Origin of the sequence: Streptomyces longispororuber, from assembly GCF_014656095.1 — a bacterium.
GTDB lineage: Bacteria > Actinomycetota > Actinomycetes > Streptomycetales > Streptomycetaceae > Streptomyces > Streptomyces longispororuber.
Genome location: NZ_BNBT01000040.1, coordinates 20,003 through 45,657 on the forward strand (window position 1 = coordinate 20,003; position 25,655 = coordinate 45,657).

Here is a 25,655-nt window from a genome sequence, read left to right on the forward strand (position 1 = left end):
CGTCCCGTCCCCCACTGAAGGAGTCACCATGGGCATGGACAAGGCCAAGGGCAAGGCCAAGGAGATGGCCGGCAAGGCCACCGGCAACGACCGGATGCAGGCCAAGGGCAAGGCCGAGCAGGCCAAGGCCAAGATGCGCGAGGCCGCGGACAAGGCACGAAGCAAGGCGCGCGACACGACCGAGGGGGTGCGCGACTCCTACCGCGAGGACCGCTGAGGCCGCGCCGGGAGCCGTCCTGACGTAGGCGCGAGCCACCCGGCCCCGGGCGGGAGCAGTGATCCTGCCCGGGCAAGGGGGCGCTCGCGGCAGCGGGGGCCCGGCACCGTGCCGGTCCAGCGGCGGGCGGTCGCCGATATCGCGTGCGGCGGAGCCGGGGGGTGCCGTATCGTGGACGGGTCCCTGCGCCGAGCTGTCGGTGGCGGTGGCCGGAGTTCCCGTCCGTACGGGAGTTCCTCCTCCTACCGGAGTTCCTGCTCCTACCGGAGTTCCTGTTCCTTCTGCGCAGTCTTGAGGTGACGTCCTATCCACCAGGCCCTGTAGTCGTCCGCGTTCCCCACGTGCTGTCGTGTCGCACGTGTCCGGGGGCGGACGTCGCGCAGGCCTGAGTCGCGCCACCCCTCCCCCGCAGTTCTCTGTCTTTCTCCCGGGTGCAGCTCTGCCGTCTGCCCCGGGCTCCGTGTTCTCCGGCCCCGGTGCGGCTGCCGGCAGGGCTCCCCGATTCCTTGGATCAGGAGTTCCCGTCGTGTCTTCCTCCGCGCTCGGCAGCGAGCCGCAGCACACCACCCCGCCCCCGGACCACCCGGCACCCCACCACCCGCGCATGGCCCTGGCAGCCCGGATCGCCCTTCTGGTGCTGCTGGTCGCCGAGCTGATGGACATCCTCGACCAGTCGGTCGTCCTCACCGCACTGCCCGCGATCGAGGAGTCGACCGGCGCGGGACCGGTCGCGGTGCAGTGGCTGACCACCGGCTACTCCCTGCCCGTCGCCGTCGGGCTGATCACCGGCGGGCGCCTCGGCGACCTCCACGGCCGGCGCAGGGTCCTCCTCGCCGGCACCGTCGTGTTCACCGCGGCCTCGCTGCTGTGCGGCCTCGCCACCGGCCCGGGCGTGCTGATCGGCGCCCGCGTGCTCCAGGGCGTGGCGGTCGCGCTGATGATCCCGCAGGTCCTGGCCACCCTCCACGTCACCTTCGAGGGGCAGAACCGCAGCAAGGCCTTCGGCCTGTACGGGGCTGTCCTCTCGCTCGCCAACGTCTTGGGCCCGGTGCTGGGCGGCCTGCTCACCGAGGCCGACCTGTTCGGGCTGTCCTGGCGGCCGATCTTCCTCATCAACGTGCCCGTCGGCCTCGCCGTGCTCCTCCTGGGACGCCGGTTCATCCCCGAATCGACCGCCCAGAAGGCCGACCGGCTCGACCTGACCGGCGTGCTGCTGTCCGCACTGGCCATCGTCCTGATCGTCTTCCCGCTCACCGAGGGCCACCTCCACCACTGGCCGCTGTGGTGCTTCGCCCTGCTCGCCGCCGGGCTCCTCGCGCTCGGTGCCTTCCTGCGCCACCAGCGGGGCAAGCAGGACGACGCGCCCCTCGTACGCCTGTCCCTGTTCCGGGGCGGACAGTTCGCGGGCGGCACGGCCGCGCAGCTCGTGCACGGCCTGCTCTGCGGGATGTTCTTCCTGACCTGGACCCTCTACCTCCAGCGCGGCCTGGGCATGAGCCCCTTCCACGCGGCCCTGGCCTTCGTGCTGCTCTCCCTCGGGGAGCTGGCCGGCGCGACGATCGCGGCGAGGAGCGCCGGGCGTTTCGCCCGCCGCTTGCCCCAGGCCGGAACCCTCATCGCCCTCGCGGCGACGGCCGCCTACGGGCTCCAGGCCGACTCCGGTCGGGCGGACCTGGGCCTCGCGGCGATGACCGCCCCGGTGGTGCTGATCGGCTTCGGCCTCGGCATGGTCAGCGGTCCGCTCGCCGACATGTCGCTCGCCCGCGTCCCGCACGAGGACGCTGGTTCCGCCTCGGGCCTGTTCAACACGGCCATGCACCTGGGCATCGCCCTCGGCACCGCGCTGACCGCCCTGGTCTTCTTCGCAACCACGGGCGGCTCGTCCGACCCCGGGCTCCACCGCGACGCGTTCCTCACCGTGCTGTGGTGGGTCGGCGGCCTCCTCGCCCTGATGTGGGCGCTGATGTTCGGCCTGCCCCAGCAGGCCGAACGCCGGGCCGACTGAGCCACCCCGGGTCCCGGCCACCACGTCGGCCGGGACCCGGACGCCCCGTGCCCCGGCACGTCCGGTGCCCGGTCCGTCCGCCGGGCGGGGGTCAGCCGCCGATCGGGGAGATCGCGATGCAGCCCGTCACGACCTTGTCGCCGGTGGACTCCTTGAGGACCTTGCCCTTGTGGATCACCTTGCAGGCGACGTCGCCGGCGATCGGGTCCGTCGAGATCGGGACGACGGTGGGCGGCATGATGCCGCGCAGCGTCACGGTCTTCTTCCACGGCAGCTCCGGCTTGACGACCTTCTCCAGCTTGGGGTTGGACGCCGACCCCTTGCCGGAGGCGAACTGGATCTCGTCGATGTTCTTGCCGGTGACCTCGTAGGTCACCTCGTAGGTCTCGTCGATGGCCTTGTCGACCGCGTCGACGGCCTTCTTCTCGGCCTCGGAGCAGGCGCTCAGGCTCAGGGCGAGAGCGGCGGCGAGGGGGAACACAGCGGTGCGGATACGTCTGTTCATCCGGGCAGACAACAGTAAAGGAGAATTAAAGTCAATCCGCGGTCGGGGTGATGCCGCAGGTCAGCACGGGGTTGAGGGGCTTTCGACGGTACGTCACCCGGGGCTACCGCCCACGTCCGGGCGGGCGTGGCGGTCCTGGGCCTCGAGGACGGTGTCCGCGTAGGCCGCGGCCCAGGCGCCCAGCGCGCGGATCGGGGTGAGCAGCGCGGTGCCCGCCTCGGTGAGGCGGTAGTCGACGCGGGGCGGGGCCTGAGCATAACGGCGGCGCTCCACCAGGCCGTTGCGCTCCAGGCGCCGCAGGGCCTCGTTGAGCACCTTGGGGCTGATCCCGCCGATGCGGTCCAGGAGCACCCGCGGGCGCTGGGGGCCGCCCTCGCCCAGGACGAAGACCACCACGCTGTCCCAGCGGTTGGCCAGGACCTCGAAGGCGACGCGGGCCCGGCAGTCCGCGGCGAAGCGGTCCCCGCCCAGGTCCCCCGCGGTGACCGCCGCGTCGGGCCCGTACGACGCACGTGGCGCTTCCCGACCGCCCGACTGCCCTGCCCCGCTTGCTCGTTGTCCCGCTCCCCGTTCGCGCATGGGGCGATCCTGCCACGTCGATGCGTACCGAACGGTGTGCGTCGGACCGCCTAGCGTCCAGGGCGTGACGCCCCGTGGCGGGGACCACGAGAGGCAGCACAGCAGGGACCACCGGAGGAAAGGGAGCGGGACGATGCGGATCGGCATACTCGGCGCGGGCGGCATGGCGGCGGCACTGGGCGGGGCCTGGGTGCGGGCCGGGCACGAGGTCGTGGTGGGGGGTCGGGACACCGCCGCGGCGGCCGGGACGGCCGCCCGGATCGGGGCGGCCGGGCACGGGGGCCTGGGCGAGGCGGCGCGGTACGGCGACACGGTGCTGGTCGCCGTGCCCGCGGAGGCCGCGCCACGGCTGGCCGGGGACCTGGCCCGGGACCTCGCCGGGCGGACGGTGCTCGACTGCACCGTCCCGATGGCGCCCGGCCCCGGCGGCCCGGCGCTCACCACGTCCGGCGGCACCGACTCGGTGGCCGCGCGCGTCGCGGCGGCCGCGCCCGGTGCCCGGGTCGCGAAGGTGTTCGGCGTCTGCCACGAGAGCGTGTGGACGCTGCCCCGGCCCGCCTTCGAAGGGGCGCCGCTGGCGGTGCCGTTCTGCGCGGACGACCCGGCCGCGGCCCGGGTGGTGACGGAGCTGGTCGACTCGATGGGCTGCGCGCCACTGCCGTGCGGCGGCCTGGACCGGGCGGGGCTGCTGGAGGCGGCCGCGGTCTTCGCCGTCGGCGTGTGGTGGTCCGGCGGCGAGGCCCGGCACGCCTTTCCCTCCCCCGCGCTGGCCCCCGGCGCGGTCGACGACACGCCGTAGGCACACACTCCCTCCCGTGAGCCGGCCCGTCCGCGCCGTGGTGGCGCGGACGGGCCGAGTCAGTAGGGGTCGGGCTCCGCGGGGGCGCGGCACGGCGGTGCGGCGGCCGTGTCCGCCTCGTGGCGGCTCCGGTCGGGCGGAGGTCAGCCGTCGGCCGTGACCTGGCCCTCGCGCCGCGGCTCGGCGGCTCCGGACGGCTTGTCCCCGGGGTCCCCGAGGTCTCCCCTGGCCTCCACGTCCCCCGCGGGGTCGTCCGGGCGGGACATGTCCGCGAGGGAGAGCAGCACCATCTTGGTGACCGTGCCGTCGTCGCCGACGACGTCCCGCACGTGCTGGGCGCCCAGGCGGCGGCAGAGCGCCAGGCTGGCGGCGTTCCCGGCGCCCACCATGCCGTAGACCTCCTTGAGGCCCAGGGTCTCGGCCGCGTACCGCATCAGACCGCGGATCGCTTCGAGACCGAGGCCGCGGCCCCAGTACGCGGGGGCGAGCGCGGTGATCAGCTCGTGGCCGTCGACGTTGCCGGTCTTCTTCACCTCGGCGTGGCCGATGTAGGCGCCCTCGTGCCACAGGCCCCACACGTCGAAGATCCGCTGGGGGTACACGTCCGTGAGGATGGCCCGGAACAGGGTGCGGATGTCGGCTTCCGGCACGCGGTCCTGGCCCATCCAGCGGCACACCTCCTCGTCGCGCAGCAGCCCGACGAAGTGGTCCTCGTCCTCGGGACGGTAGGGCGTGAACTCAAGGCGCGCGGTGCGCAGGGGTGGTGTCGGCGGAGTCATCGTCCGGCTCCTTCTTCCATTCGTTCGCGCAGGCTGCGGGGGCGCATGTCGGTCCAGACCTCGTCGACGTAGGCGGCGCACTCGGCCTCCGTGCCCTCCTGGCCGGTGCGGTGCCAGCCGGCCGGTATCTCGACGTCCATGGGCCAGAGCGAGTACTGGTCCTCGTCGTTGCGCAGCACCTGGAAGCGGTTGTCCTCGGTCATGGTGGCTCCTCCGTCGGTTTCGTGGCTCGTTGCTCGGCGGTTGGCGGTCGGTGCGGGTCGTCGGTGCGGGGTGGTCGGGGTCGGGGTGGGGTGGTCGGGTCGGCGGTGCGGGGTGGTCGGTGGGTGGTGTCACGCCCCGGGGCACCGGCGGTGCGGGCGCCCCGGGGCGTGGTCCTAGAGGCTGCCGCGGGCGTGCCGGGCGATGTGGTGCAGGGCGGTGGCGAAGTCCTCGGCGGCGCGGCGCACGGCCTCCGTGTCGTACAGGCCGGTGCGGTGGTGCCAGGTGAAGGCCAGGCGGCCGTCCTGGACGGCGCCGACCACCTCCAGCGGGTGCGAGCCGCTGTCCCGGGGGTCGTGGTCCTGGCCGAAGGAGCCGTGCTCGGCGCGGACCAGGCCGTCGCCGGGGGTGTCCGGGCGGGCGTCCCACTGGCCCAGGTAGTTGAAGACCACCTGGCTGTGCGCGGCGGCGCCGAGCCTCGCCCGGGTCTCCGGCGGGCCGAAGGTGCGCAGCGCGCCGAAGCCGAGGCCGTTGCCGGGCACCACGCGCAACTGGCGGCGCACTGACTTCACCAGGGCCCGCCAGTCCCGGGAGGCGCTGAGGTCGTCGGGGGCGGTGACCTGGAGGGCAACCGGGTGGACGGTGGTGAACCAGCCGACCGTACGCGACAGGTCGACGCCGTCGAGGAGGTCCTCGCGGCCGTGTCCTTCGAGGTCGAGGCGGACCCGGTCCCGGCCGGTCCAGCGGGCCAGGGCCAGGGCGAGGGCGGACAGCAGGACGTCGTTGACGCGGGTGCGGTAGGCCGTGGGGGCGGCGCGCAGCAGCGCCGTGGTGTCCTCCTCGGTCAGCTCCACGGTGAGCCGCCCGGTGGTGCCCGCCTCCGCCGCGGGCACGTCGGCGGCCGGGGGCGGGTCGGCGGTCACCGTCTCCTCCCAGTAAGGCAGTTCGTGGTCGAGCCCGCCCTCGGCGACGTGCGCGGCGAGCCCTCGGGCCCAGTCGCGGAAGGACGTGGTGCGCTCCCCCAGGGCGACGGGCTCGCCCGCCGCGGCCTGGCGGTAGGCGGTCTCCAGGTCGTCGGCCAGGATGCGCCAGGACACGGCGTCCACGACCAGGTGGTGGGCGACGAGGAGGAGGAAGGCGGGGCGCCCCGGGTCGCCGGTGAACAGCGCCGCCCGCAGCAGCGGTCCGGTGCCGATGTCGAAGCCGGTGTGCAGGTCGTCGGCGGCCTTCTCCATGGCGGCGTCGGCCTGCTGGGGCGGCAGCCCGCGCAGGTCGTGCCGTACGAGCACAGCCCCGTCACCGCCGCCGTGGCCCTCTGCCCCGCTGTCCCCCTCGGCACCACTGTCCCCGTCCTTGGGCGGCGCGTTGTACTGGCGCCAGCCGTCGGCCTCCCGGGTGAAGCGCATGCGCAGGGCGTCGTGGTGTTCGAGGAGGGCGTCGAGCGCGGTGCGCAGGGCCTTCGGGTCGGGGGTGTCGGCGAGTTCCAGGAGCGCCGACTGGTTGAAGTGGTCGTGGCTGGCGCGCGGGGTGGTCAGGAACCACTCCTGGATGGGCGTCAGCGGCACCTCGCCGCTGACCGGGCCCTCGCCGGAGCGCTGGGGCTCGGTCTTCACGACGGCGGCGAGTTCGGCCACGGTCTGGTGGGTGAACAGGTCGCGGGTGGCCAGGTGCAGGCCCTCCCGCCGCAGCCGCGACACGACCTGCATGCTGAGGATCGAGTCGCCGCCGAGGAGGAAGAAGTTGTCGTCGGCGCCGACGTCCTCCACGCCGAGGACGTCGCCCCAGATGCGGGCGATACGGCGTTCGGTGTCGGTGCGCGGCGCCACGTGCGGGCCGCTCGCGGTGTGGGCGGGGCCGGGCGCGGGCAGGGCGCGCCGGTCGGCCTTGCCGTTCGGGGTGAGGGGCAGTTGCTCCAGCGGGACGAACACCGAGGGCACCATGTGCAGCGGCAGCAGCTCGCCGAGGTGTTCGCGCAGCTCGGCCGTGTGCAGCGCGTCCGTGCCGGCCTCGGCGGGGACGACGTAGGCGACGAGCCGGGCGGAGCCGCTGTCGGTGCGCACGGCGACCGCCGCGTCGCGCACCCGGGGGCTGCGGCGCAGGGCGCTCTCGATCTCGCCCGGTTCGATGCGGAAGCCGCGGAGCTTGATCTGGTCATCGGCGCGTCCGGCGAAGCGCAGGTCGCCGTCGGCGCCCCAGCGGACCAGGTCGCCGGTGCGGTACATGCGCTCCCCCGGGGCGCCGAACGGGTCGGCGGTGAACCGCTGCGCGGTCAGGCCCGGCCGGCCGGCGTAGCCGCGGGCGAGGCCCGGGCCCGCCACGTACAGCTCGCCGGTCACGCCGGGCGGGACGGGGCGCAGGGCCGTGTCGAGGACGTACAGGCGGGTGGCGCCGGCCGGGCGGCCGATGGGCGGGGCGCCCGTGCCGGGGGTCAGGGGGCCGGTCCAGCTCGCGACCACGGTGGCCTCGGTGGGACCGTAGGAGTTGATCATGCGGCGGCCGGGGGCCCACTGCTCGACGAGGTCGGGCGGGCAGGCCTCGGCGCCGACGATGAGCGTGCGCAGGGCGGGCAGGGCGGACGCGGTCTCCGGTGCCACCGTGGCGAGGGCCGCGGGCGGGATGAGGGTGTGGCTGATCCGGCGCTCGGCGAGGGCCTGGGCCAGGCGTTCGCCGACGAGCGGCCCCTCCTCGCCGGTGACCAGGGTGGCGCCGCTGAGCAGGGAGACGCACAGCTCCAGGACGGAGGCGTCGAAGCTGGGCGAGGCGAACTGCAGGACCCGGTCGCCGGGCCCGGCGTCGTACCGCTCGGCGGCGGCCGCGGCGAAGCCCGCGAGGCCGCGGTGGGTGACCACGACGCCCTTGGGGGTGCCGGTGGAGCCGGAGGTGTAGATGACGTAGGCGGGGTGGTCGCAGGTGAGGGGGGCGGTGCGGTCGGCGTCGGTGGGCTCGGTGTCGGGTCCGTCCGACGCCCAGACGTCCGCGGGTTCGTCCAGGGTGAGCCAGGCGCCCGCGTCGCGGACCATGAACTCCCGGCGCCGGACCGGGTAGGCGGGGTCCACGGGCAGGAAGGCGCCACCGGCCTTGGCGACGGCGAGCTGGGCCACCACGGTCTCCGCGGTGCGGGGCAGGGCGAGGGCCACCACCCGCTCGGGGCCGACGCCGCGGCCGATCAGACGGTGGGCGAGGCGGTTGGCGGCGCGGTCCACCTCCGCGTACGTCAGCTCCCGGTCGCCGTCGAGGAGCGCCACCGCGTCGGGCGTGCGGGCCGCCTGCCGTGCGAACAGCGTGGGCAGGGTCGCCGCCGGCTCCGGCGGGGTGGTGCCCCTGCCCTGGTCGAGGAGGGTCTTGACTTCGGCGTCGGTCGTCAGCGGCAGGGCGCCCAGGGGGCGGTCCGGGTCGTCGGCGACGGCGGTCAGGAGGGTCGCGAGCTGGTCGGCCATCCGGTCGGCCGTGGCCGCCTCGAACAGGTCGGTGTTGTAGGTGAGCAGCCCGTGCAGCTCCCCGGTGTCGGTCTCGGCGAACTCCAGGGTGAGGTCGAACGCCGCGTGCTGGAGCTCCGGTTCGATGTCGGAGGCCTCCAGGCCGGGCAGGTCGAGGTCGCCCGCCGGGGTGTTCTGGAGGACCACCATGACCTGGAAGAGGGGGGTGCGGCTGGTGTCGCGGACCGGCTGCACCTCGTCGACGACGCGCTCGAAGGGCACGTCCTGGTGGGCGAAGGCGTCCAGGACGGTCTGCCGTACGTCGTCGAGGAACGCGGGGAAGGGCCGCTCGGGCTCCACGTGCGAGCGCAGCACGAGGGTGTTGACGAAGAACCCGATCAGGTGCTGCACCTCGGGCCGGTCGCGGCCCGAGGTGACGGTGCCCACGGCGATGTCGGTACCGCCCGAGAGGCGGGCGAGGTAGGCCTGCGCGGCGGCGACGAGCGTGGTGAACAGGGTGGCGCCGCGGTCCCTGCCGACCCGCGCGAGACGGCGGGCCGTGGCGGGCGGAAGGACGAGGCGGGCGGTCGCGCCGTGGTGGGTGCGCACGGCGGGCCGCGGCCGGTCGGTGGGCAGGTCGAGGGGTTCGGCGTCGGCCAGCCGCTCCTTCCAGTACGCGAGCTGGGCGTCGGCCCGGGGGCCGTCCGCGGTGCGCTGCCAGTGGGCGTAGTCGGCGTACTGGACGGGCAGCGGCGGCAGTTCGCCGGTCGGGGCGCCGACGGCCTGGCGGTAGAGGTGGGCCAGGTCGCCGGTGAGGACGGCGGTGGACCAGCCGTCGGTGACGATGTGGTGCAGGGTGAGGGCGAGGACGTGGTCGTCGTCGGCCAGCCGTACCAGCGCGGTGCGCAGCAGGGGGCCGTGGCGCAGGTCGAAGGGGCGGACGCGCTCGTCCGTCAGGAGCTGGTCGAGCTGGGCGACGCGGTGCTTGTCGGGCAGGTGGGACAGGTCGTGCAGCGGCAGCGGGACGTCCTGCGGCGCGTGCACGATCTGTACGCCGTGGCCGTCGACGGTGTCGAAGGTGGTGCGCAGCGAGGCGTGCCGGGCCACCAGGCCGTTCAGGGCCGTGGCCAGGGCGTCGGTGGCGAGGTGGCCGCGCAGCCGCAGGGCGAGGCCGGTGACGTACTCGGCGCCGCCGGGGGCGAACTCGGCGAGGAACCACAGGCGTTGCTGGGCGTACGACATCGGGGCCGTGGCGCGGGCGACGGGGACGATGGCGGGGCCGGGCCCGGCGGGGTCCGGTTCCGCGGTGGCCAGGCGGGCGAGCGCGGCGGGGGTGGGGTGGGTGAACACCGCGCGCGGCGACACGTCGGTGCCGAACTCCTCGGCGAGGCGGGAGGCGAGGCGGATGCTGAGGATCGAGTCGCCGCCGAGGGCGAAGAAGTCGTCCTCCGCGCCGGGCCTGGCGATGTCCAGGACGTCGGCGAAGACGTCGGCGGCGCGGCGCTCGGCGTCGGTGCGGGGCTCGACGCGGGCGGTGCGCTCCGCGCCGGTGTCGGGTTCGGGGGCGGGGAGCGCCGCGCGGTCGACCTTGCCGTTGGCGCTCAGCGGCAGCGCGGGCAGCGGCACGAACGCGGAGGGCACCAGGTAGTCAGGCAGGGTCCGCCCGGCGAAGGCGCGCAGCCCGTCGGGGTCCTGCCCGGCGGGGCCGACGAGGTAGGCCACCAGGCGGCGGGAGCCGGGGCGGTCCTCGCGGGCCACCACCGCCACGTCGTCGACGCCGGGGTGGGCGGCGAGGGCGGCCTCGGCCTCGCCGGGCTCGACGCGGAAGCCGCGGATCTTGACCTGGTCGTCGGCGCGGCCGAGGAAGGCGACCGTGCCGTCCACGGCGCGGCGGACCAGGTCGCCGGTGCGGTACATGCGGGTGCCGGGCGGTCCGAAGGGGTCGGCGAGGAAGCGCGCCGCGGTGTCCCCGGGGCGGCCGAGGTAGCCGCGGGCCACGCCCTCCCCGGCCACGTGGAGTTCGCCCGCGCAGCCCGGCGGGACGGGCCTGAGCCGGGCGTCGAGCACGTACACGCGCATGGCGTCCAGCGGCCGGCCGATCGGGACGGCGGCGGGGACGGCGGCGGGGTCGGTGAGGGCATGGGAGGTCGCGAAGGTGGTGGTCTCGGTGGGGCCGTAGCCGTCGACGACGGTCAGGCCGGGGCAGGCGGCGAGGACGCGGCGCACGGCCGCCGCCGGGACGACGTCGCCGCCGGTCCACACCTGGCGCAGTCCGGTGAAGCAGTCCGGCGCGTCCTGGGCGAGGAGGCGGAAGAGCCCGGCGGTGAGCCACAGCGCGGTCGGCCCCTCGTCGCCGGCGAGGCGGCGCAGCAGGGCGGCGTCGACGGTCCCCCCGGGGGCCACCAGCACGGTGCCGCCGGTGAGCAGGGGCGCCCACACCTCGAAGGTGACGGCGTCGAAGGCGACGGGCGAGTGCAGCAGGACGCGGGCGCAGGCGCCGTCGGCGAAGCGGCTGTCGGTGGCGAGCGCGGCCACGTCGCGGTGGCGCACCGCGACGGCCTTGGGCTCGCCGGTGGAGCCGGAGGTGAACATGACGTAGGCGAGCCGGTCCGGGTGGGTGGCCGGGGCGGTGGGGCCGCCGGGGGCGCCGGGGCGGGCGGCGGTGACGGCGGCGGTGGTGAGCCGGGCCGTGGCGCCGACCCGCTCCAGGAGGGCGCGGCGGCGCTCCTCGGGGGCGCGGGCGTCCACCGGCAGGTAGGCGCCGCCCGCCTTGAGGACCGCGAGCTGGGCGGCGACGAGTTCGGCGGAGCGGTCCATGAGCAGGGCCACGCGGTCCTCGGCGCGCAGGCCGCCGGTGAGCAGCCGGGCGGCCACGCGGTCGGACCAGTCGTCGAGCTGGCGGTACGTCACCCGCAGGTCGCCGTCGCGCACGGCGACGGCGTGCGGGGTGCGGCGGGCCCGGTCGGCGAAGAGGGCCACGGGGGTGCCGGGCGGTGTCCGGTCCGCGGGCGTGTGCCAGGCGGCCAGGAGGTCACGGTCGTCCGCGGTGAGCAGGTCGAGGCCGGCCACGTCGCCGTCGAGGCCGTCGGCGAGGCGGGTGAGGAGGCCGGCGAGGCGGGCCGCGGCGCGTTCGACCGTGGCCCGGTCGAAGAGGGCGGCGTCGTAGGCGAGGTCGAAGCCGAGGCGGTCGTCGAGGTGGGCGCGCAGGCACAGCGGGAAGGTGGTGGCGTCGTCGGCGCGCACCTCTTCCACGCGGACGCCGGTCCGGGCCGTGGCGGACTCGTCGACGGGGTAGTTCTCGAACACCACCATGCTGTCGAACAGGGCCTCGCCCGCCGGGACGCCGCTGAGCGCCTGGATGCGCGGCAGGGCGACGTGGTCGAAGCGGCGGGCGTCGCTCTGCTGCTCCTGGAGGTCACGCAGCCAGGGCAGGAGGCCGGTGGCGGGGACGCGGACCCGGGTCGGCACGGTGTTGATGAACATGCCGATCATGGTGTCGACGCCGGGCAGTTCGGCGGGGCGGCCGGAGACGGTGGTGCCGAACACCACGTCGTCGCGTCCGCTGTGGCGGGCGAGGAGCAGGGCCCAGGCGGCCTGCACCACGGTGTTGACGGTGAGGCCGCCGCGGGCGGCGGTCTCCTTCAGGCGCCGGGAGGCGTCCTCGGCCAGGGTGTGGTGCACGGCGGCCTCGGAGCGGGCGCGGTGCGCCTCGGCCGGGGGGCGGTCGTAGGGCAGCGGGGTGCGGGCGGTGAATCCGGCGAGGGCCTCGGCCCAGTGCCGTTCGGCCGCGTCCTGGTCCTGGCCGGCGAGCCAGTGGAGGAAGTCGGCGAAGGGCCGCCGGACCGGTTCGGCCGCCTGGGGGCCGCCGGTGAGGGCGGCGTAGCGCTCGCACACCTCGGTGAGGAGCTGGCCGGTGCTCCAGCCGTCCAGGGCGAGGTGGTGGGAGGACCACAGCAGCAGCACCTCGTCGCCGGGCAGGGCGGCCAGGGTGATGCGGGTGAGCGGTGCGGTGGTCAGGTCCATGCCCGCGGCGCGGTCCTCGGCGAGCAGGCGCTCGACGGCCTCGGCGCGGGCGCCGGGTGGCAGGTCGCGCCAGTCGAGGTGGGTGACGGGCAGCTCCACGTGGTGGTGGACGACCTGCACGGGGTGCGGCAGGCCGTGCCAGTGGACGCTGGTGCGCAGCGCGGGCGTGCGGTCGGCGAGCTGCTGCCAGGCGGTGGCGAAGGCGCGGGGGTCGCGCACGCCGGAGAGCCGGACCGCGGTGCGGTCGAAGTAGGCGCCCTGGGTGTCGACGAGGCCGTGGAAGAGCATGCCGGACTGCAGCGGTGTCAGGGGCAGGACGTCGGCGACGTGCCGGCCGTCGCCGACGAGGCGGTCGAGCTGGTCCTGGGTGAGGCGGGCGAGCGGGAAGTCGGAGGGGGTGCGGCCGCCGGTGCCCGGGCGGGCGCAGTGCGCGGCGATGTCGCCGAGCGCGGCGCGCATGTCCTCGGCCAGGTGCCGCACGGTGGCCTCGTCGTAGACGGCGCTCGGGTACGTCCAGCCGAGTTCGAGGCGTCCGTCCTGGACGACGCCGGTGACCTCCAGGAGGTAGGGCCGGGTCTCGTCGGGGTCGGTGTCGCGGCCCGCGGGCGGCAGGGAGGCGCGGTAGAGGGCGTCCTCGCCGGTCCCGGCGGTGTCGAACCGCCCGTGGTAGTTGAAGCCGACCCGCGGCGCGGGCGCGTCGGCCAGCGGGCTGTCGGGCAGCAGGTGGCGCAGCGCGCCGTGGCTCAGGCCGCGCAGCGGCACCGCGCGGAGCTGCTCCTTGACGGAGCGCAGGGTGTCGCGCCAGTCGGCGTCGGGGTCGACGGTGAGGGCGAGGGGGAACTCGGCGGTGAACCAGCCGACGGTCCGGGACAGGTCGACGTGGTCGAAGAGGTCCTCGCGGCCGTGGCCCTCCACCCCGAGCAGGACCTGGTGGCGGCCGCACCAGCGGGCCAGGGTGCGGCCGAGGGCGCTGAGCAGCACGTCGTTGACCTGCGTGCGGTAGACGTCGGGGACCTGGCGCAGCAGCGCGTCGGTCTCGTCGCGTCCGAGGGTGACGGTGAGGGTGGCGGCCGTCCGCTGGGTGTTGGGTCCGGGGCGGCCCGCGGGCAGCTCGGCGGGGGCGGTGGCCGTCCGGGTCCAGTGGTCCAGGTCGGCGTCGAGGGCGCCGGAGCGGGTGTGGGCTTCGAGGCGGGTGGCCCAGTGGCCGTAGGAGGTGCCCACCGGGGGCAGTGCGACGGCCCGGCCCGCGGCGGCGGCGCGGTGGGCGGTCTCCAGGTCGGCGAGGAGGATGCGCCAGGAGACGCCGTCGATGACCAGGTGGTGCGCGGTGAGGACGAGCTGCGCGGGGCGGCCGGGGCCGCGGTCGAAGAGCAGGGCGCGCACGACGCGCCCCTCGGCCGGGTCGAGCGCGGCCTGGGCCCCGTCGGTGGTGTGCTGGACCCGGGCCTCCAGCTCCGCGTCGTCCAGGCCGGACACGTCGTGGGTGGTGACGGCGCCGGGCGGGGGCTCGGGCAGCGGCTCCTGGTGCCAGCCGTGCTCGATGTGGCGGAAGCGGGTGCGCAGGGCCGCGTGGTGGCGTACGACGGCGTCGGCGGCGCGCGCCAGGGCGGGCAGGTCGGTGCCGGGGGCCAGTTCCAGGCGCTGGGTCATCGTGAAGCGCGGCGTGTCGCCGGGGCGGCGGCCGTCGAGGTACCAGTGCTGGATCGGGGTGAGGGGCGCCGTCGCCGGTTCGGCGGTGCCCGCGTCGGGCGCGTCGGGCGCGGATTCGCCCGCGCGCAGGGCGAGTTCGGCGACGGTGGGGTGGCGGAAGACGTCCTTGGTGGTCACGGTGAGGCCCGCGCGGCGGGCGCGGGAGACGATCTGGATGCTGAGGATCGAGTCGCCGCCCAGGGTGAAGAAGTTGTCGCGCGCGCCCACCCGGTCGACGCCGAGGACCTCGGCCCAGATCGCGGCCAGGCGCTCCTCGGTGCCGGGGCGGGGCGCCACGTAGGGCGTCCCGGTGTCGGTGGGCGCGGGCGGGGCGGGCAGGGCGCGGCGGTCGGTCTTTCCGCTGCTGGTGCGCGGGATGCGGGTCAGCGGCACGAACGCCTGGGGCACCATGTGGTCCGGCAGCGTCCGGCGCAGCCCGAGCCGCAGCTCGTCGCCCTCCGGGGTGCGCTCCCCGGCGGGGACGACGTACGCCACGAGGAGGGTGCGGCCCCCGTGTTCGCGGGTGGTCACCACGGCCTCGGCGACGTCCGGGTGGGCGGTCAGCGCGGCCTCGACCTCCCCGGGCTCGATGCGGAAGCCGCGGACCTTGAGCTGTTCGTCGGCGCGGCCGAGGAACTCCAGGAGGCCGTCGCCGTCCCAGCGGGCGAGGTCGCCGGTGCGGTACATCCGCTCCCCCGGCGCGCCGTAGGGGTCGGCGAGGAAGCGGGTGGCGGTCAGGCCGGGCCGCCCCGCGTAGCCGCGGGCGACCTGGCGGCCCGCGAGGTACAGCTCGCCCGGGGTGCCGGGCGGCACCGGCCGCAGCGTTCCGTCGAGGACGTAGGCGCGCAGGCCGCGGCCGGGGCGGCCGATGACGGGGCGGTCGGGCCGCTCGGCGCAGCGGCCGTAGACGGCGTCGACGGTGCACTCCGTGGGCCCGTACACGTTGTACGCGGTGACGCCGAGGTCCTGGGCCGCGCACAGCTCCCGCCAGGTGTCGGTGCCGACGGCCTCGCCGCCGACGAGGAGCAGCCGCGGGTGGTGGCGGCCGGGGGCGAGGAGTCCGGCGGCGGTGAGTTCGCGCAGGAAGGAGGGGGTGACGTTGACGAGGTCGAGGGCGCTGTCGGCGACCTGGGCGCAGAAGGCCTCGGGGTCCAGGCGGACGTCCTCGTCGATCAGGTGGACCTCGTGGCCGAGGGCGATCAGGAGCGGCCCCTCCCAGGACGTGTCGAAGGAGAAGGAGGCGCTGAGCGCGGCCCGCAGGCGGCGGCCGTCGGCGGTGTGCGCGGCGAGGAGGGCGTCCCGGTGGTCGTGGCAGAGGTTGACCAGGTGGCGGTGTTCCACGGCGACGCCCTTGGGGCGGCCGGTGGAGCCGGAGGTGTAGATGACGTACGCGGCGTGCTGCGGGCGCAGCGGTGCCAGGCGGTCGGCGTCGGTGGGGTCGTGGGCGGGCAGGTGGTCCCAGGGCACCTCGCGCAGCGCCTCGGCGGTGAGGAGGGTGCGGGGCGCGGCGTCGGCGAGGAGGTACGCGACGCGCTCCTCGGGCAGGTCGGGGTCGAGGCAGAGCAGGGTGCCGCCCGCCTTGAGGACGGCGAGGACGGCCGCCATCAGGTCGCAGGTGCGCGGCAGTCGGACGGCGACGGTGCGCTCGGGGCCGACGCCCAGGGCGATCAGGTGGTGGGCGAGCCGGTTGGCGCGGTCGTTGAGGGCGGCGAAGTCGAGCGTGGCGTCCCGGGCGACCAGGGCGGTGGCGCCCGGGGTCCGGGCGGCCTGGGCCTCGAACAGGGCCGGGAACGTGGTGTCCGGGGCGGGGGCGGCGCCGCCCTGCCACTCCTGGAGGACCTGGTGCCGTTCGGCGGCGGTGAGCAGCGGCAGCGCGCCCGCCTGCTGGTCGGGGTCGTCGGCGGCGGCCTCCAGGAGGAGCTGGAGGCGGGCGGCGAGGCGTTCGGCGGTGTCGGGGGCGAACAGGCCGGTGCTGTACTCCAGGTGGCCGGTGAGGCCGCCGTCGTGCTCGACGAAGTCGAAGGCCAGGTCGAAGGTGGCGTTGCGCACCGGCGGGGTGACGGGGGCGACGTCCAGGCCGGGCAGCTCGGGGGCCCGGGTGCCGAGGTTGTGCAGGGCGACCATGACCTGGAACAGGGGCGTGCGGCTGGTGTCGCGCTCGGGCCGCACCTCGTCCACGACGCGCTCGAAGGGCACGTCCTGGTGGGCGAAGGCCTGAAGGACGGTGGTGCGCGCCTGGGCGAGGAGGTCGCGGAACGTCCGGTCGGGGCGGACGTCGCCGCGCAGGACCAGGGTGTTGACGAACATGCCGACCACGTCGTGGAGTTCGGCGCGGTCGCGGCCCGCCGTCACGGTGCCGACGGCGATGTCCTGCTGGCCGGTCCAGCGGGCGAGCAGCACCTGGCAGGCCGTCAGCAGGGTCATGTAGAGGGTGGCGTCGGCGGTGTGGCCGGTGGCGCGCAGCCGCTCGGTCAGCTCGGCGGGCAGGGTGAAGGTCACCAGGGCGCCGTCGCGGGTGCGCACGGCGGGGCGCGGCCGGTCGGTGGGCGGCTCCAGCGGTTCGAGCCCGGCCAGGGTCTCGCGCCAGTATGCGAGTTGCTCCTCGGCCTGGTCGGTGCGGGCGCGCTGCCAGGCGGCGTAGTCGGCGTAGCGCACGGGCAGCTCGGGCAGGTCGGGGCGGCGGTCCTCGCGGGCGGCCGCGTACAGCTCGCCGAGGTCGCGGCCGAGGACGCCGAGGGACCAGCCGTCGGTGACGATGTGGTGCACGGCGAGGACCAGCAGGTGGTCGTCGGCGGCGAGCCGGGCGAGCCGGGCGCGCAGCAGGGGCCCGGTGGCGAGGTCGAAGGGGGTGGCGGCCACGCGCTCCAGGTAGGCGTCCACGTCGGCGTCCCCGGCGAGGTGGTCGAGTGCCAGGTCCACGGGGTGCGGCGGGTGCACGACCTGGCGGGCCCGGCCGTCGTGTTCGGCGAAGGTGGTGCGCAGGGCCTCGTGCCGGGCCACCAGGCCGTCCAGGGCGGTGCGCAGGGCGGCGAGGTCGAGGGGGCCGCGCAGCCGCAGCGCGGACAGGGTCGTGTACTCGGTGCTGCCCGGTTCGAAGCGGTCGAGGAACCACAGGCGCTGCTGGGCGTACGACAGCGGTGGCGCCGTGTCCGGGTCGGCGGCCGGGATGGTGTCGGCGGCGGTCGCGTCGGTCGCACCGTCGGGGCCGTCGGGGTCGCCGAGGGCGGCGGCCAGGGCGGACACGGTGGGGTGGGTGAAGAGCAGCCGGGGCGACACGTCGGTGCCGAAGGCGGCGCGCAGCCGGGAGGTGACGCGGACGGCGAGGATGGAGTCGCCGCCGAGGGCGAAGAAGTCGTCGTCGGCGCCCACGTCGCCGGTGGCGAGGACGTCCGCCCAGGCGGCGGCGACGAGGTGTTCGGCGCGGGTGCGCGGCGCCGTGCGGTCGCCACCGGTGGCGTAGCCGTCCGCGCCGGGGGCGGGCAGCGCCTTGCGGTCGAGCTTGCCGTTGACGGTGAGCGGCAGCCGCTCCATCGGCACGTAGGCGGCGGGCACCATGTGGGCGGGCAGTAGCCGTTCGAGGTGGGCGCGGAGGGCGGCGGCGGCCGGGGCGGGGTGCCCGCCGGAGCCGACGACGTGCGCGACCAGGCGGCGGGTGCCTGAGGCGTCCTCGTGGACGCCGACCGCGGCGGCGCCGACGTCCGCGTGGGCGCGCAGGGCGGCCTCGATCTCGCCGGGCTCGATGCGGTAGCCGCGGATCTTCACCTGCTGGTCGGCGCGGCCCAGGTACTCCAGGGTGCCGTCGGCGCGCCGCCGCGCGCGGTCGCCGGTGCGGTACATGCGGCTGCCGGGCGCCCCGAAGGGATCGGGCAGGAAGCGGGTCGCGGTCAGGCCGGGGCGGTTGAGGTAGCCGCGGGCCAGGCCCTGGCCCGCGACGTACATCTCGCCGACGGCGCCGGGCGGGGCGAGGGCGAGGTCGTCGTCGAGGACGTACACGCGCAGGTCGGGGATGGCGGTGCCGATGGGGCTCGCGGTGCCGGTGCGGGCCGTCGTACGGGCCAGGGGCTCGTAGGTGACGTGCACGGTGGTCTCGGTGATGCCGTACATGTTGACCAGGCGCGGCGCGTCGTCGGGGTGGCGCGCGTACCAGTCGGCGAGCCGGTCGGTGTCCAGGGCCTCGCCGCCGAAGACGACGGTGCGCAGCGCCAGACGGGCGCTCAGCTCGGGGTGGTCGGCGTCGGCGCGGGCCAGGGGGTGGAAGGCGGAGGGGGTCTGGTTGAGGACGGTGACGCCTTCGTCCGCGAGCAGGCGCAGGAAGTCCTCCGGGGAGCGGGCGGTGTCGTCGGGCACGACGACGAGCCGGCCGCCGTGCAGCAGCGGGCCCCACAGCTCCCACACGGAGAAGTCGAAGGCGTAGGAGTGGAACAGGGTCCACACGTCGTGCTCGTCGAAGCCGAACCAGTCCCGGGTACGGGTGAACAGCCGGACGACGTTGGCGTGCGGGACGACGACGCCCTTGGGCTGCCCGGTCGAGCCGGAGGTGTAGATGGCGTAGGCGGGGTGGTCCGGCAGGGGTCGGCGGGCCGGGTCGGGGCCGCCGGCCGGGCGCCGGTCCAGGTCGGCGCGGAGTGCCGCGTCGTCCAGGAGCAGCAGCGGGACGTCGGCGCCCGCGGCGCGTCCGGCCGTGCCGGTGGTGGTGACCAGGACCGCCGGGGCGGCGTCGCGCAGCAGGTGGGCGACGCGGTCGGCGGGCAGCTTCGGGTCGATCGGCAGATAGGCCGCGCCCGTCTTGAGGACGGCGAGGACCGCCACCACCAGGTCGGTGGAGCGCGGCAGGGCGAGGGCCACGTACCGCTCGGGGGCGGCGCCCGCCTCGGCCAGGCGGTGGGCGAGCCGGCCGGCGGCGGCGTCGAGCGCGGCATAGGTGAGGTGGTCGCCCCCGCAGGTGACCGCGGTGGCGTCGGGAGTGCGGGCCGCCTGGGCCTCGAACAGGTCGACCAGGGTGGCGTGGGGGCCGTCGTGCGCGGTGGCGTCGGCCAGGAGCCGTCGCCGTTCCTCGGCGGTCGTCGCGGTGAGGGCGCGCAGCGGCCTGCGGGGGTCGTCGGCGAGCTGCGTGAGCAGCAGGCACAGCCGGTCGGCGAGCGCCCGGGCGGTGGCGGGGTCGAACAGGCCGGGGTCGTAGGCCAGGTCGAAGCCGAGCCGCTCGCCCTGGTAGGCGCGGAGCACGAGGGGGTAGTTGGTGGCGTCCCGGGAGGTGACGTCGGCCAGCCGGACGCCGGAGCCGGCGGTGCGGGCCTCGTCGAAGGGGTAGTTCTCGAAGGCCACGATGGAGTGGAACAGCGGGGTGCCCGAGGGCACGTCGCTCAGCGCGGTCAGCTCGGCCAGGGAGACCGCGGCGAAGCGCCGCGCCGCGGCCTGCTCCTGCTGGAGGTCGCGCAGCCAGTCGGCCGCCGGGCGGTGGGGCTCGACGCGGACGCGGGTGGGCACGGTGTTGATGAACATGCCGACCATCGACTCCACGCCGGGCAGGTCGTCGGGGCGGCCCGACACGGTGGTGCCGAACACCACGTCCCGCTCGGCGGCGTGCCGGGCGAGCAGCAGCGCCCAGGCGCCCTGCACCACGGTGCTGACGGTGAGTCCGGCCGCGCGGGCGGTGCGGGCGAGGCGGGCGGACGCCGCGTCGGGCAGCCCGGCGGTGACCACGTCCGCGGACCGGGCCCGGTGCGCCTCGCCGAGGGGGCGGTCGACGGGCAGCGGGGTCGGGGTGGCGAAGCCCGCGAGGACGCCGCTCCAGTGGGCGCGGGCGGCGGTGCCGTCCTGGCCGGCGAGCCAGCGCACGTAGTCGGCGAAGGGGCGGCGCACGGGCGGCTCGGCGGCCTCGCCGGTGGTGAGGGCCGCGTACTCCCCGCACACCTCGGTGAGCACCTGGGCCAGGCTCCAGCCGTCCAGGATCAGGTGGTGGGAGGTCCACAGCAGGTGCAGCCGGTCGCCGGGCAGCCGGATGAGGGTGAGCCGCATCAGGGGCGCGGTCGTCAGGTCGATGCCGCGGGCGAGGTCGTCGGCGCGGAGCCGGGCGAACCGGGCGGCGCGCTCGGACTCCGGCAGCCCTTCGGTGTCCCGCCAGTCCAGGTGGGTGACGGGCACGCGGGCCTCGCGGTGCACGACCTGGAGCGGGACGGGTACGTCCTCCCAGACCACGGAGGTGCGCAGCGCGGGCGTGCGGTCGGTGACCCGCTGCCAGGCCCGGGCGAAGGCGCCCGGGTCGGCGACGCCCTCGAAGAGCAGGGCGGCCTGGTCGACGTACACGTCGTCCTCGCCGCCGACGAGGCGGTGGAAGAGCATGCCCTCCTGGAGCGGCGTCAGCGGGAGCAGGTCCTCCACGCCGCGGCCGTCGCCGACGAGGCGGTCCACCCCGGCCTGGTCGAGGCGGGCCAGGGGGAAGTCGGAGGGCGTGCGGCCGCCCGCGTCCGGGAGGGCGCAGTGCTCGGCGATCGCGGCCAGGGCCGCGACCGTGCCGTCGGCCAGGTGCCGCACGGTGCCCGCGTCGTGGACCTGGTCGCTGTAGTGCCAGGTGAACTCCAGCTCGCCGTCGGCCACCACGGCCGTGACGTCGAGGAGGTGGTCCAGGGGCTCGTCGGGCGCGAGGTCCCGGCCGGGCACGTCCGCGACCGGGGCGAAGTCCCCGCCGCCGGAGGTGTCCCACTGCCCGTGGTAGTTGAAGGAGACCTGCGGCAGGGGCAGGTCACGCAGGGCGCGGGCGGCCGGGTCGGGCGAGCCGAGGCGGGCCAGCGCCTCGAAGCTCAGGCCGCGGCGGGGCACGGCCCGCAGCCGTTCCTTCACGGCCTTGAGCGTGGCGGCCCAGTCGGGGGCAGCGGGCGGTCCGGCCGGGGAGAGCGTGACGGGGTACTGGGTGGTGAACCAGCCGACCGTACGGGAGAGGTCGAGGGTGTCGTCCGCGATGTCGGTGACGTCTGTGGCATGCGCGATGTCAGTGCCGTCCGTGGCGTCCGTGCTGGGCGCCCCGGTGCGAGTGCCGTCCGTGACGTCCGTGCTGGGCGTCCCGGTGCGAGTGCCGTCCGTGACGTCCGTGCTGGGCGCCCCGGTGCGAGTGCCGTCCGTGACGTCCGTGCTCGGCGCCCCGGTGCGGGCGGGGCCGAGGTCCTCGCGGCCGTGGCCCTCCAGCGCGACGGTGATCCGCTCGCTGCCCGCCCAGTCGGCGAGCACCCGGCCCAGGGCGCTGAGCAGCACGTCGTTGACCTGGGTGCGGTAGACGCCGGGCACCCGGCGCAGCAGCGCCTCGGTGGTGGCGCGGTCGACCCGGGCGCGGACGGTGCGCACCGATCCGGCGAGCGGGGTGCCGGGGCGGTCGACGGGCAGCGGGGTGCGCGGCTCGGCGGCCTCGGCCGCCCAGGCGGGCAGGTCCCCGTCGAGGTCGCCGTCCCTGACCCGGCGGGAGAGGTGCGCGGCCCAGTCGGTGAACGGCGTGGTGGCGGGCTCCAGGTGCACGGGCGTGCCCGCGGCGGCCTGGCGGTAGGCCTGTTCCAGGTCCGCCAGGAGGATGCGCCAGGAGACGCTGTCGACCGCCAAGTGGTGGGCGGTGAGGAAGAGTTGGGGCCGCTCCCCGGGGCGTCCCGGACGCAGCAGGGCCGCGCGCAGCAGGGCGCCGGTGGCCGGGTCGAGGGCGGCGCGGGCGGCCTCGGCGGCGGCTTCTCTGGCGGGCGCGGCACCGGAGGCGGGCAGGTCGTGGCGCGTGAGCAGGCCGGTGGCCGGGCCCTCGCCGGGGTGCTGCCGCCAGGTGTCCCCGGTGCGGGCGAAGCGGGTGCGCAGCGCCGGGTGGTGGGCCGCGACGGCTTCGAGGGCCTGTTCCAAGGCCTGTTCGTCGAGGTCGTACGGCAGGTCGAGCAGCAGGGACATGCTGAAGTGGCGCAGGGGGCCGTGGGTGGCGAAGAACCACTCCTGGATGGGCGTCAGGGGCGCGGGCCCGTCCGGGCGCGGCCGCCGGGGCGCGGGCACGGCGGTGGTGCGCCGGGACGCGGCGGCGGCCAGGTCGGCGACCGTCTGGTGGCGGAAGACGTCCTGCGAGGTCAGGCGGAGCCCGGCGGCGCGGGCCCGGGAGACGGCCTGGATGCTGAGGATCGAGTCGCCGCCCAGCTCGAAGAAGTTGTCGGTGACGCCCACGCGGGCGACGCCGAGGACCTCCGACCAGATGGCGGCCAGCGTCTCCTCGTCGGGGGTGCGCGGCGCGGTGTACTCCCGCTCGCGCGGGGCGGTGTCGAGGTCGGGGGCGGGCAGGGCCCGGCGGTCCAGCTTGCCGCTGGTGGTCAGGGGCAGGGCGTCGAGCACGGTGAACGACGACGGCACCATGTGGTCCGGCAGGACGCGGCGGCACGCGGCCCGCAGCGCGGACGCGGTCGGGCGGCCCGCGCCCGCGGCGGGGCCCGCCTCCGCCGCCGTGCCCGCGCCCGTGCCCGCCGTGGAACCCGAGCCCGCTGCCGAGCCCGCCTCCGCGGCGAGGCCCTCGGCGTCCGGCGCGGGTGTGACGTAGGCGGCCAGGCGCAGGTGCCCCTGGGCGTCGGGCACGGCGACGACGGCGGCCGCGGCGACGTCCGGCTGGTCCAGGAGCACCGCCTCGATCTCGCCGGGCTCGATGCGGTGGCCGCGCACCTTGACCTGGTCGTCGGCGCGCCCGAGGTAGTCGAGCTGCCCGTCGGCGGTCCAGCGGGCCAGGTCGCCGGTGCGGTACATGCGGCTGCCGGGCGGCCCGAACGGGTCGGGCAGGAACCGCGCCGCGGTGAGGCCCGGCCGGCCCGCGTAGCCGCGGGCGACCTGGGTGCCCGCCAGGTACAGCTCTCCCCCGACGCCGGGCGGCACGGGCCGCAGGCGCTGGTCGAGGACGTACGCGCGGACGTTGGCCAAGGGCCGTCCCACCAGGGGGCGTCCCTCGCCGGTGACGCGGTGGGCGAGCGCGTCGACGGTGCACTCGGTGGGGCCGTAGAAGTTGTACGCCGTCACCCGCGGGTGGGTGCCCAGGTCGCGCCAGAGGGCGGGGCCGATCGCCTCGCCGCCGAGCATGAGGACGCGCGGGCAGTGGCGCGGGTCGGTGAGCAGCCCGGCGGGCAGGAGCTGGCGCAGGTACGAGGGCGTCAGGTCGAGGAAGTCGATCCGGTGGGCGACGACGTACGCGACCAGGGCGGCGGCGTCGAGGCGGGTGGTCTCGTCGACGAGGTGCAGCGGGTGGCCGTCGACCATCAGCAGCACGCCCTCCAGGGAGGTGTCGAAGGAGAACGACGCGGTCAGCGCCACCCGCAGCGGGCCGCCGCCGGCGTCCGCGACGAAGCCCGCGCGGTGGCCCGCGAGGAGGTTCGCCAGGGAGCGGTGGGAGACGGCGACGCCCTTGGGGCGGCCGGTGGAGCCGGAGGTGTAGATGACGTAGGCGGTGGTGTCCGGGTGGGGCGCCGCGAGCGGGCGCCCGGGCGCGGCCTCCCGGACGTCAGACGCAGCGCCCGGGGTGTCGGGGGCGGCATCCGGGGTACCGAGCGCGGCATCCGGCGAGTCGGCGGCGGGCAGGTCCCGGAGCGCGGCCTCGTCGAGGACCAGGGCCGGGCGCGCGTCGTCCAGCAGGAACCGGACGCGCTCCTCGGGCAGCGCCGGGTCCAGGGGCAGATAGCCCGCGCCGGACTTCCACACCGCGAGCATCGCGACGACCATGTCGGCGGTGCGCGGCAGGCGCAGCGCGACGAGCTGTTCGGGGCCCGCTCCCCGGGCGGCGAGGTGCCGGGCGAGGCGGTCGGCGCGGGCGTCGAGCGTGGCGTAGTCGAGCCGTTCGTCACCGGCGACGAGGGCGGTGGCGTCCGGGGTACGGGCCGCCTGCCGGGCGAAGAGGACGGGGACGGGGGTGTCCGGGACCTCCAGGGCGGTGGCGTTCCAGTCCTGGGTGAGGCGGCGCGCCTCGTCCGGGGAGAGCAGGGGCAGCGCCCCCAGGGGGCGGTCCGGCGCGGTGGCGGCGGCGTCGAGGAGCCGCAGGAGCTGGTCGGCCATGCGCGCGGCGGTGGCCGCGTCGAACAGGTCGGTGCGGTACTCCAGGAGGCCGGTGAGCCGGTCGCCGTCGGGCACGAACTCGACGCTGAGGTCGAAGGTCGCGGCCCGGCGGGGCACGGTCACGGGCGCGGCCGTGAGCCCGTGCAGGCCGGGGGCCGTGGGCGGCTCGGGGTGCAGCAGCACCATCACGTCGAACAGGGGGTTGCGGCCGGGCTCGCGGGTCGAACCGACGGCCTCCACGAGCCGTTCGAAGGGCGTGTCGCCGTGCGCGAAGGCGTCGTTGACGGTCTCGGCGGCGGCGTCGAGCAGGTCGCGGAAGGTGCCGTCCGGGTCGACGGGGGTGCGCAGCACCACGGTGTTGGCGTAGAAGCCGACGGCGCGCTCCAGGTCGGTGCGGGGGCGCCCGGGGGTCAGGGAGCCGACGGTGATGTCGTCCTGGCCGGACCAGCGGGCGAGCAGCGCCTGGCAGGCGGCGACCAGGGACGTGAACAGCGTGGTGTGCCGCTCGGTCGCGAGGGCGCGCAGTCGGGCCGTGGTCGCGGCGGGGACGGTGAAGGTGTGGACGGCGCCCGCGCCCGACTCCTCGCCGCCGCGCGGCCGGTCCAGGGGCAGCTCCGGCGGCACGGCGCCGGCCAGCCGCCGCGCCCCGTGGGCGAGGTGGCGCTCCAGGCGCTCGCCGGAGAGCCGTTCGCGCTGCCAGACCGCGAAGTCCGGGTACTGGGTGGCCACCGGCGGCAGGTCGGGTTCGGCGCCGCGGACCAGGGCGTCGTACGCGGTGCACAGCTCCTGGAGGACCACGCCCATCGACCAGCCGTCGGTGACGATGTGGTGGGCGGTCAGGAGCAGCACGTGCGAGGGCTCGTCGCCCTGGGGGTCGCGCAGGAGCAGGGCGCGCAGGAGCGGTCCGGTGGCCAGGGCGAAGGGCCGGTCGTACGCGGCCAGGAGGGCCGCTTCCAGGGCGGCCGCGGGGTCGGTGCCGGGGGGTGCGGTCACCTCCTGTACGGGCAGGGGGACCGGGGCGGCCGGGTGGACGGTCTGCGCGGGGCGGCCGTCGGTCTCCTGGAAGGTGGTGCGCAGCGCCTCGTGGCGGGCGACGACGGTGTCCAGGGCGCGGGAGAGCGCGGCGCGGTCCAGCGGGCCGGTGAGGCGCAGCGCCACCGCGCTGTTGTAGCGGGCGTCGCCGGGCCGCAGCCGGTCGAGGAACCACAGCCGCTGCTGCGCGAAGGACAGCGGCAGCGGACCGGTCCGGTCGGCGCGCGGGATGCCGGGCGGCGCCGCCTCCGGGGCCGCCCCGTCCGGTGCGGGGGTGCCGGTCGCGGCGGCGCGCCCGGCGAGGCGGCGGCGCAGTGCCTCCTGGAGGTCCTTGGGCAGGGCCGCGGCGCGGTCTCGCTTCGAAGACGTCATGGT

General features: G+C 76.3%; 8 protein-coding genes. 3 read left to right on the top strand and 5 right to left on the bottom strand.

Features of this window, described 5'->3' with window-relative positions; translation table 11 throughout:
* Nucleotides 1–28: 28 nt before the first annotated feature.
* Both IE330_RS15405 and IE330_RS15410 read left to right on the top strand, forming a co-directional pair.
* Complete coding sequence (locus IE330_RS15405; RefSeq protein WP_190136564.1) at nucleotides 29–217, top strand: CsbD family protein; 189 nt, start codon at nucleotides 29–31, stop codon at nucleotides 215–217.
* 526 nt (nucleotides 218–743) lie between these two features.
* Complete coding sequence (locus tag IE330_RS15410) at nucleotides 744–2,222, top strand: MFS transporter (RefSeq protein ID WP_190136565.1); 1,479 nt, start codon at nucleotides 744–746, stop codon at nucleotides 2,220–2,222.
* 91 nt (nucleotides 2,223–2,313) lie between these two features.
* Here IE330_RS15410 and IE330_RS15415 read toward each other — a convergent pair whose 3' ends face one another.
* Complete coding sequence (locus IE330_RS15415; protein WP_190136566.1) at nucleotides 2,314–2,727, bottom strand: hypothetical protein; 414 nt, start codon at nucleotides 2,725–2,727, stop codon at nucleotides 2,314–2,316.
* 93 nt (nucleotides 2,728–2,820) lie between these two features.
* Entirely contained in the window at nucleotides 2,821–3,306 is a 486-nt protein-coding gene (locus tag IE330_RS15420) for a winged helix-turn-helix transcriptional regulator (protein WP_190136567.1), read from the bottom strand.
* Nucleotides 3,307–3,439: 133 nt separating this feature from the next.
* Between IE330_RS15420 and IE330_RS15425 the strand changes: the two genes are divergently transcribed.
* A complete protein-coding gene (locus IE330_RS15425) occupies nucleotides 3,440–4,105 on the top strand; it encodes an NADPH-dependent F420 reductase (RefSeq protein WP_190136568.1) in 666 nt (221 codons plus the stop codon).
* A gap of 143 nt (nucleotides 4,106–4,248) precedes the next feature.
* Here IE330_RS15425 and IE330_RS15430 read toward each other — a convergent pair whose 3' ends face one another.
* From IE330_RS15430 to IE330_RS15440, 3 genes are all read right to left on the bottom strand, one after another.
* Nucleotides 4,249–4,884, bottom strand: a complete 636-nt coding sequence (locus tag IE330_RS15430) for a GNAT family N-acetyltransferase (RefSeq protein WP_190136569.1) — start codon at nucleotides 4,882–4,884, stop codon at nucleotides 4,249–4,251.
* Nucleotides 4,881–5,087: an MbtH family protein gene (locus IE330_RS15435; protein WP_190136570.1), complete on the bottom strand. Its 207-nt coding sequence runs from the start codon at nucleotides 5,085–5,087 to the stop codon at nucleotides 4,881–4,883. Before IE330_RS15435 ends, IE330_RS15430 begins: the two co-directional genes overlap by 4 nt.
* 174 nt (nucleotides 5,088–5,261) lie before the next feature.
* The gene (locus IE330_RS15440) at nucleotides 5,262–25,652 is read right to left on the bottom strand and encodes a non-ribosomal peptide synthase/polyketide synthase (RefSeq protein ID WP_190136571.1); all 20,391 of its coding nucleotides are present in this window, start codon (nucleotides 25,650–25,652) and stop codon (nucleotides 5,262–5,264) included.
* Nucleotides 25,653–25,655 lie beyond the last annotated feature (3 nt).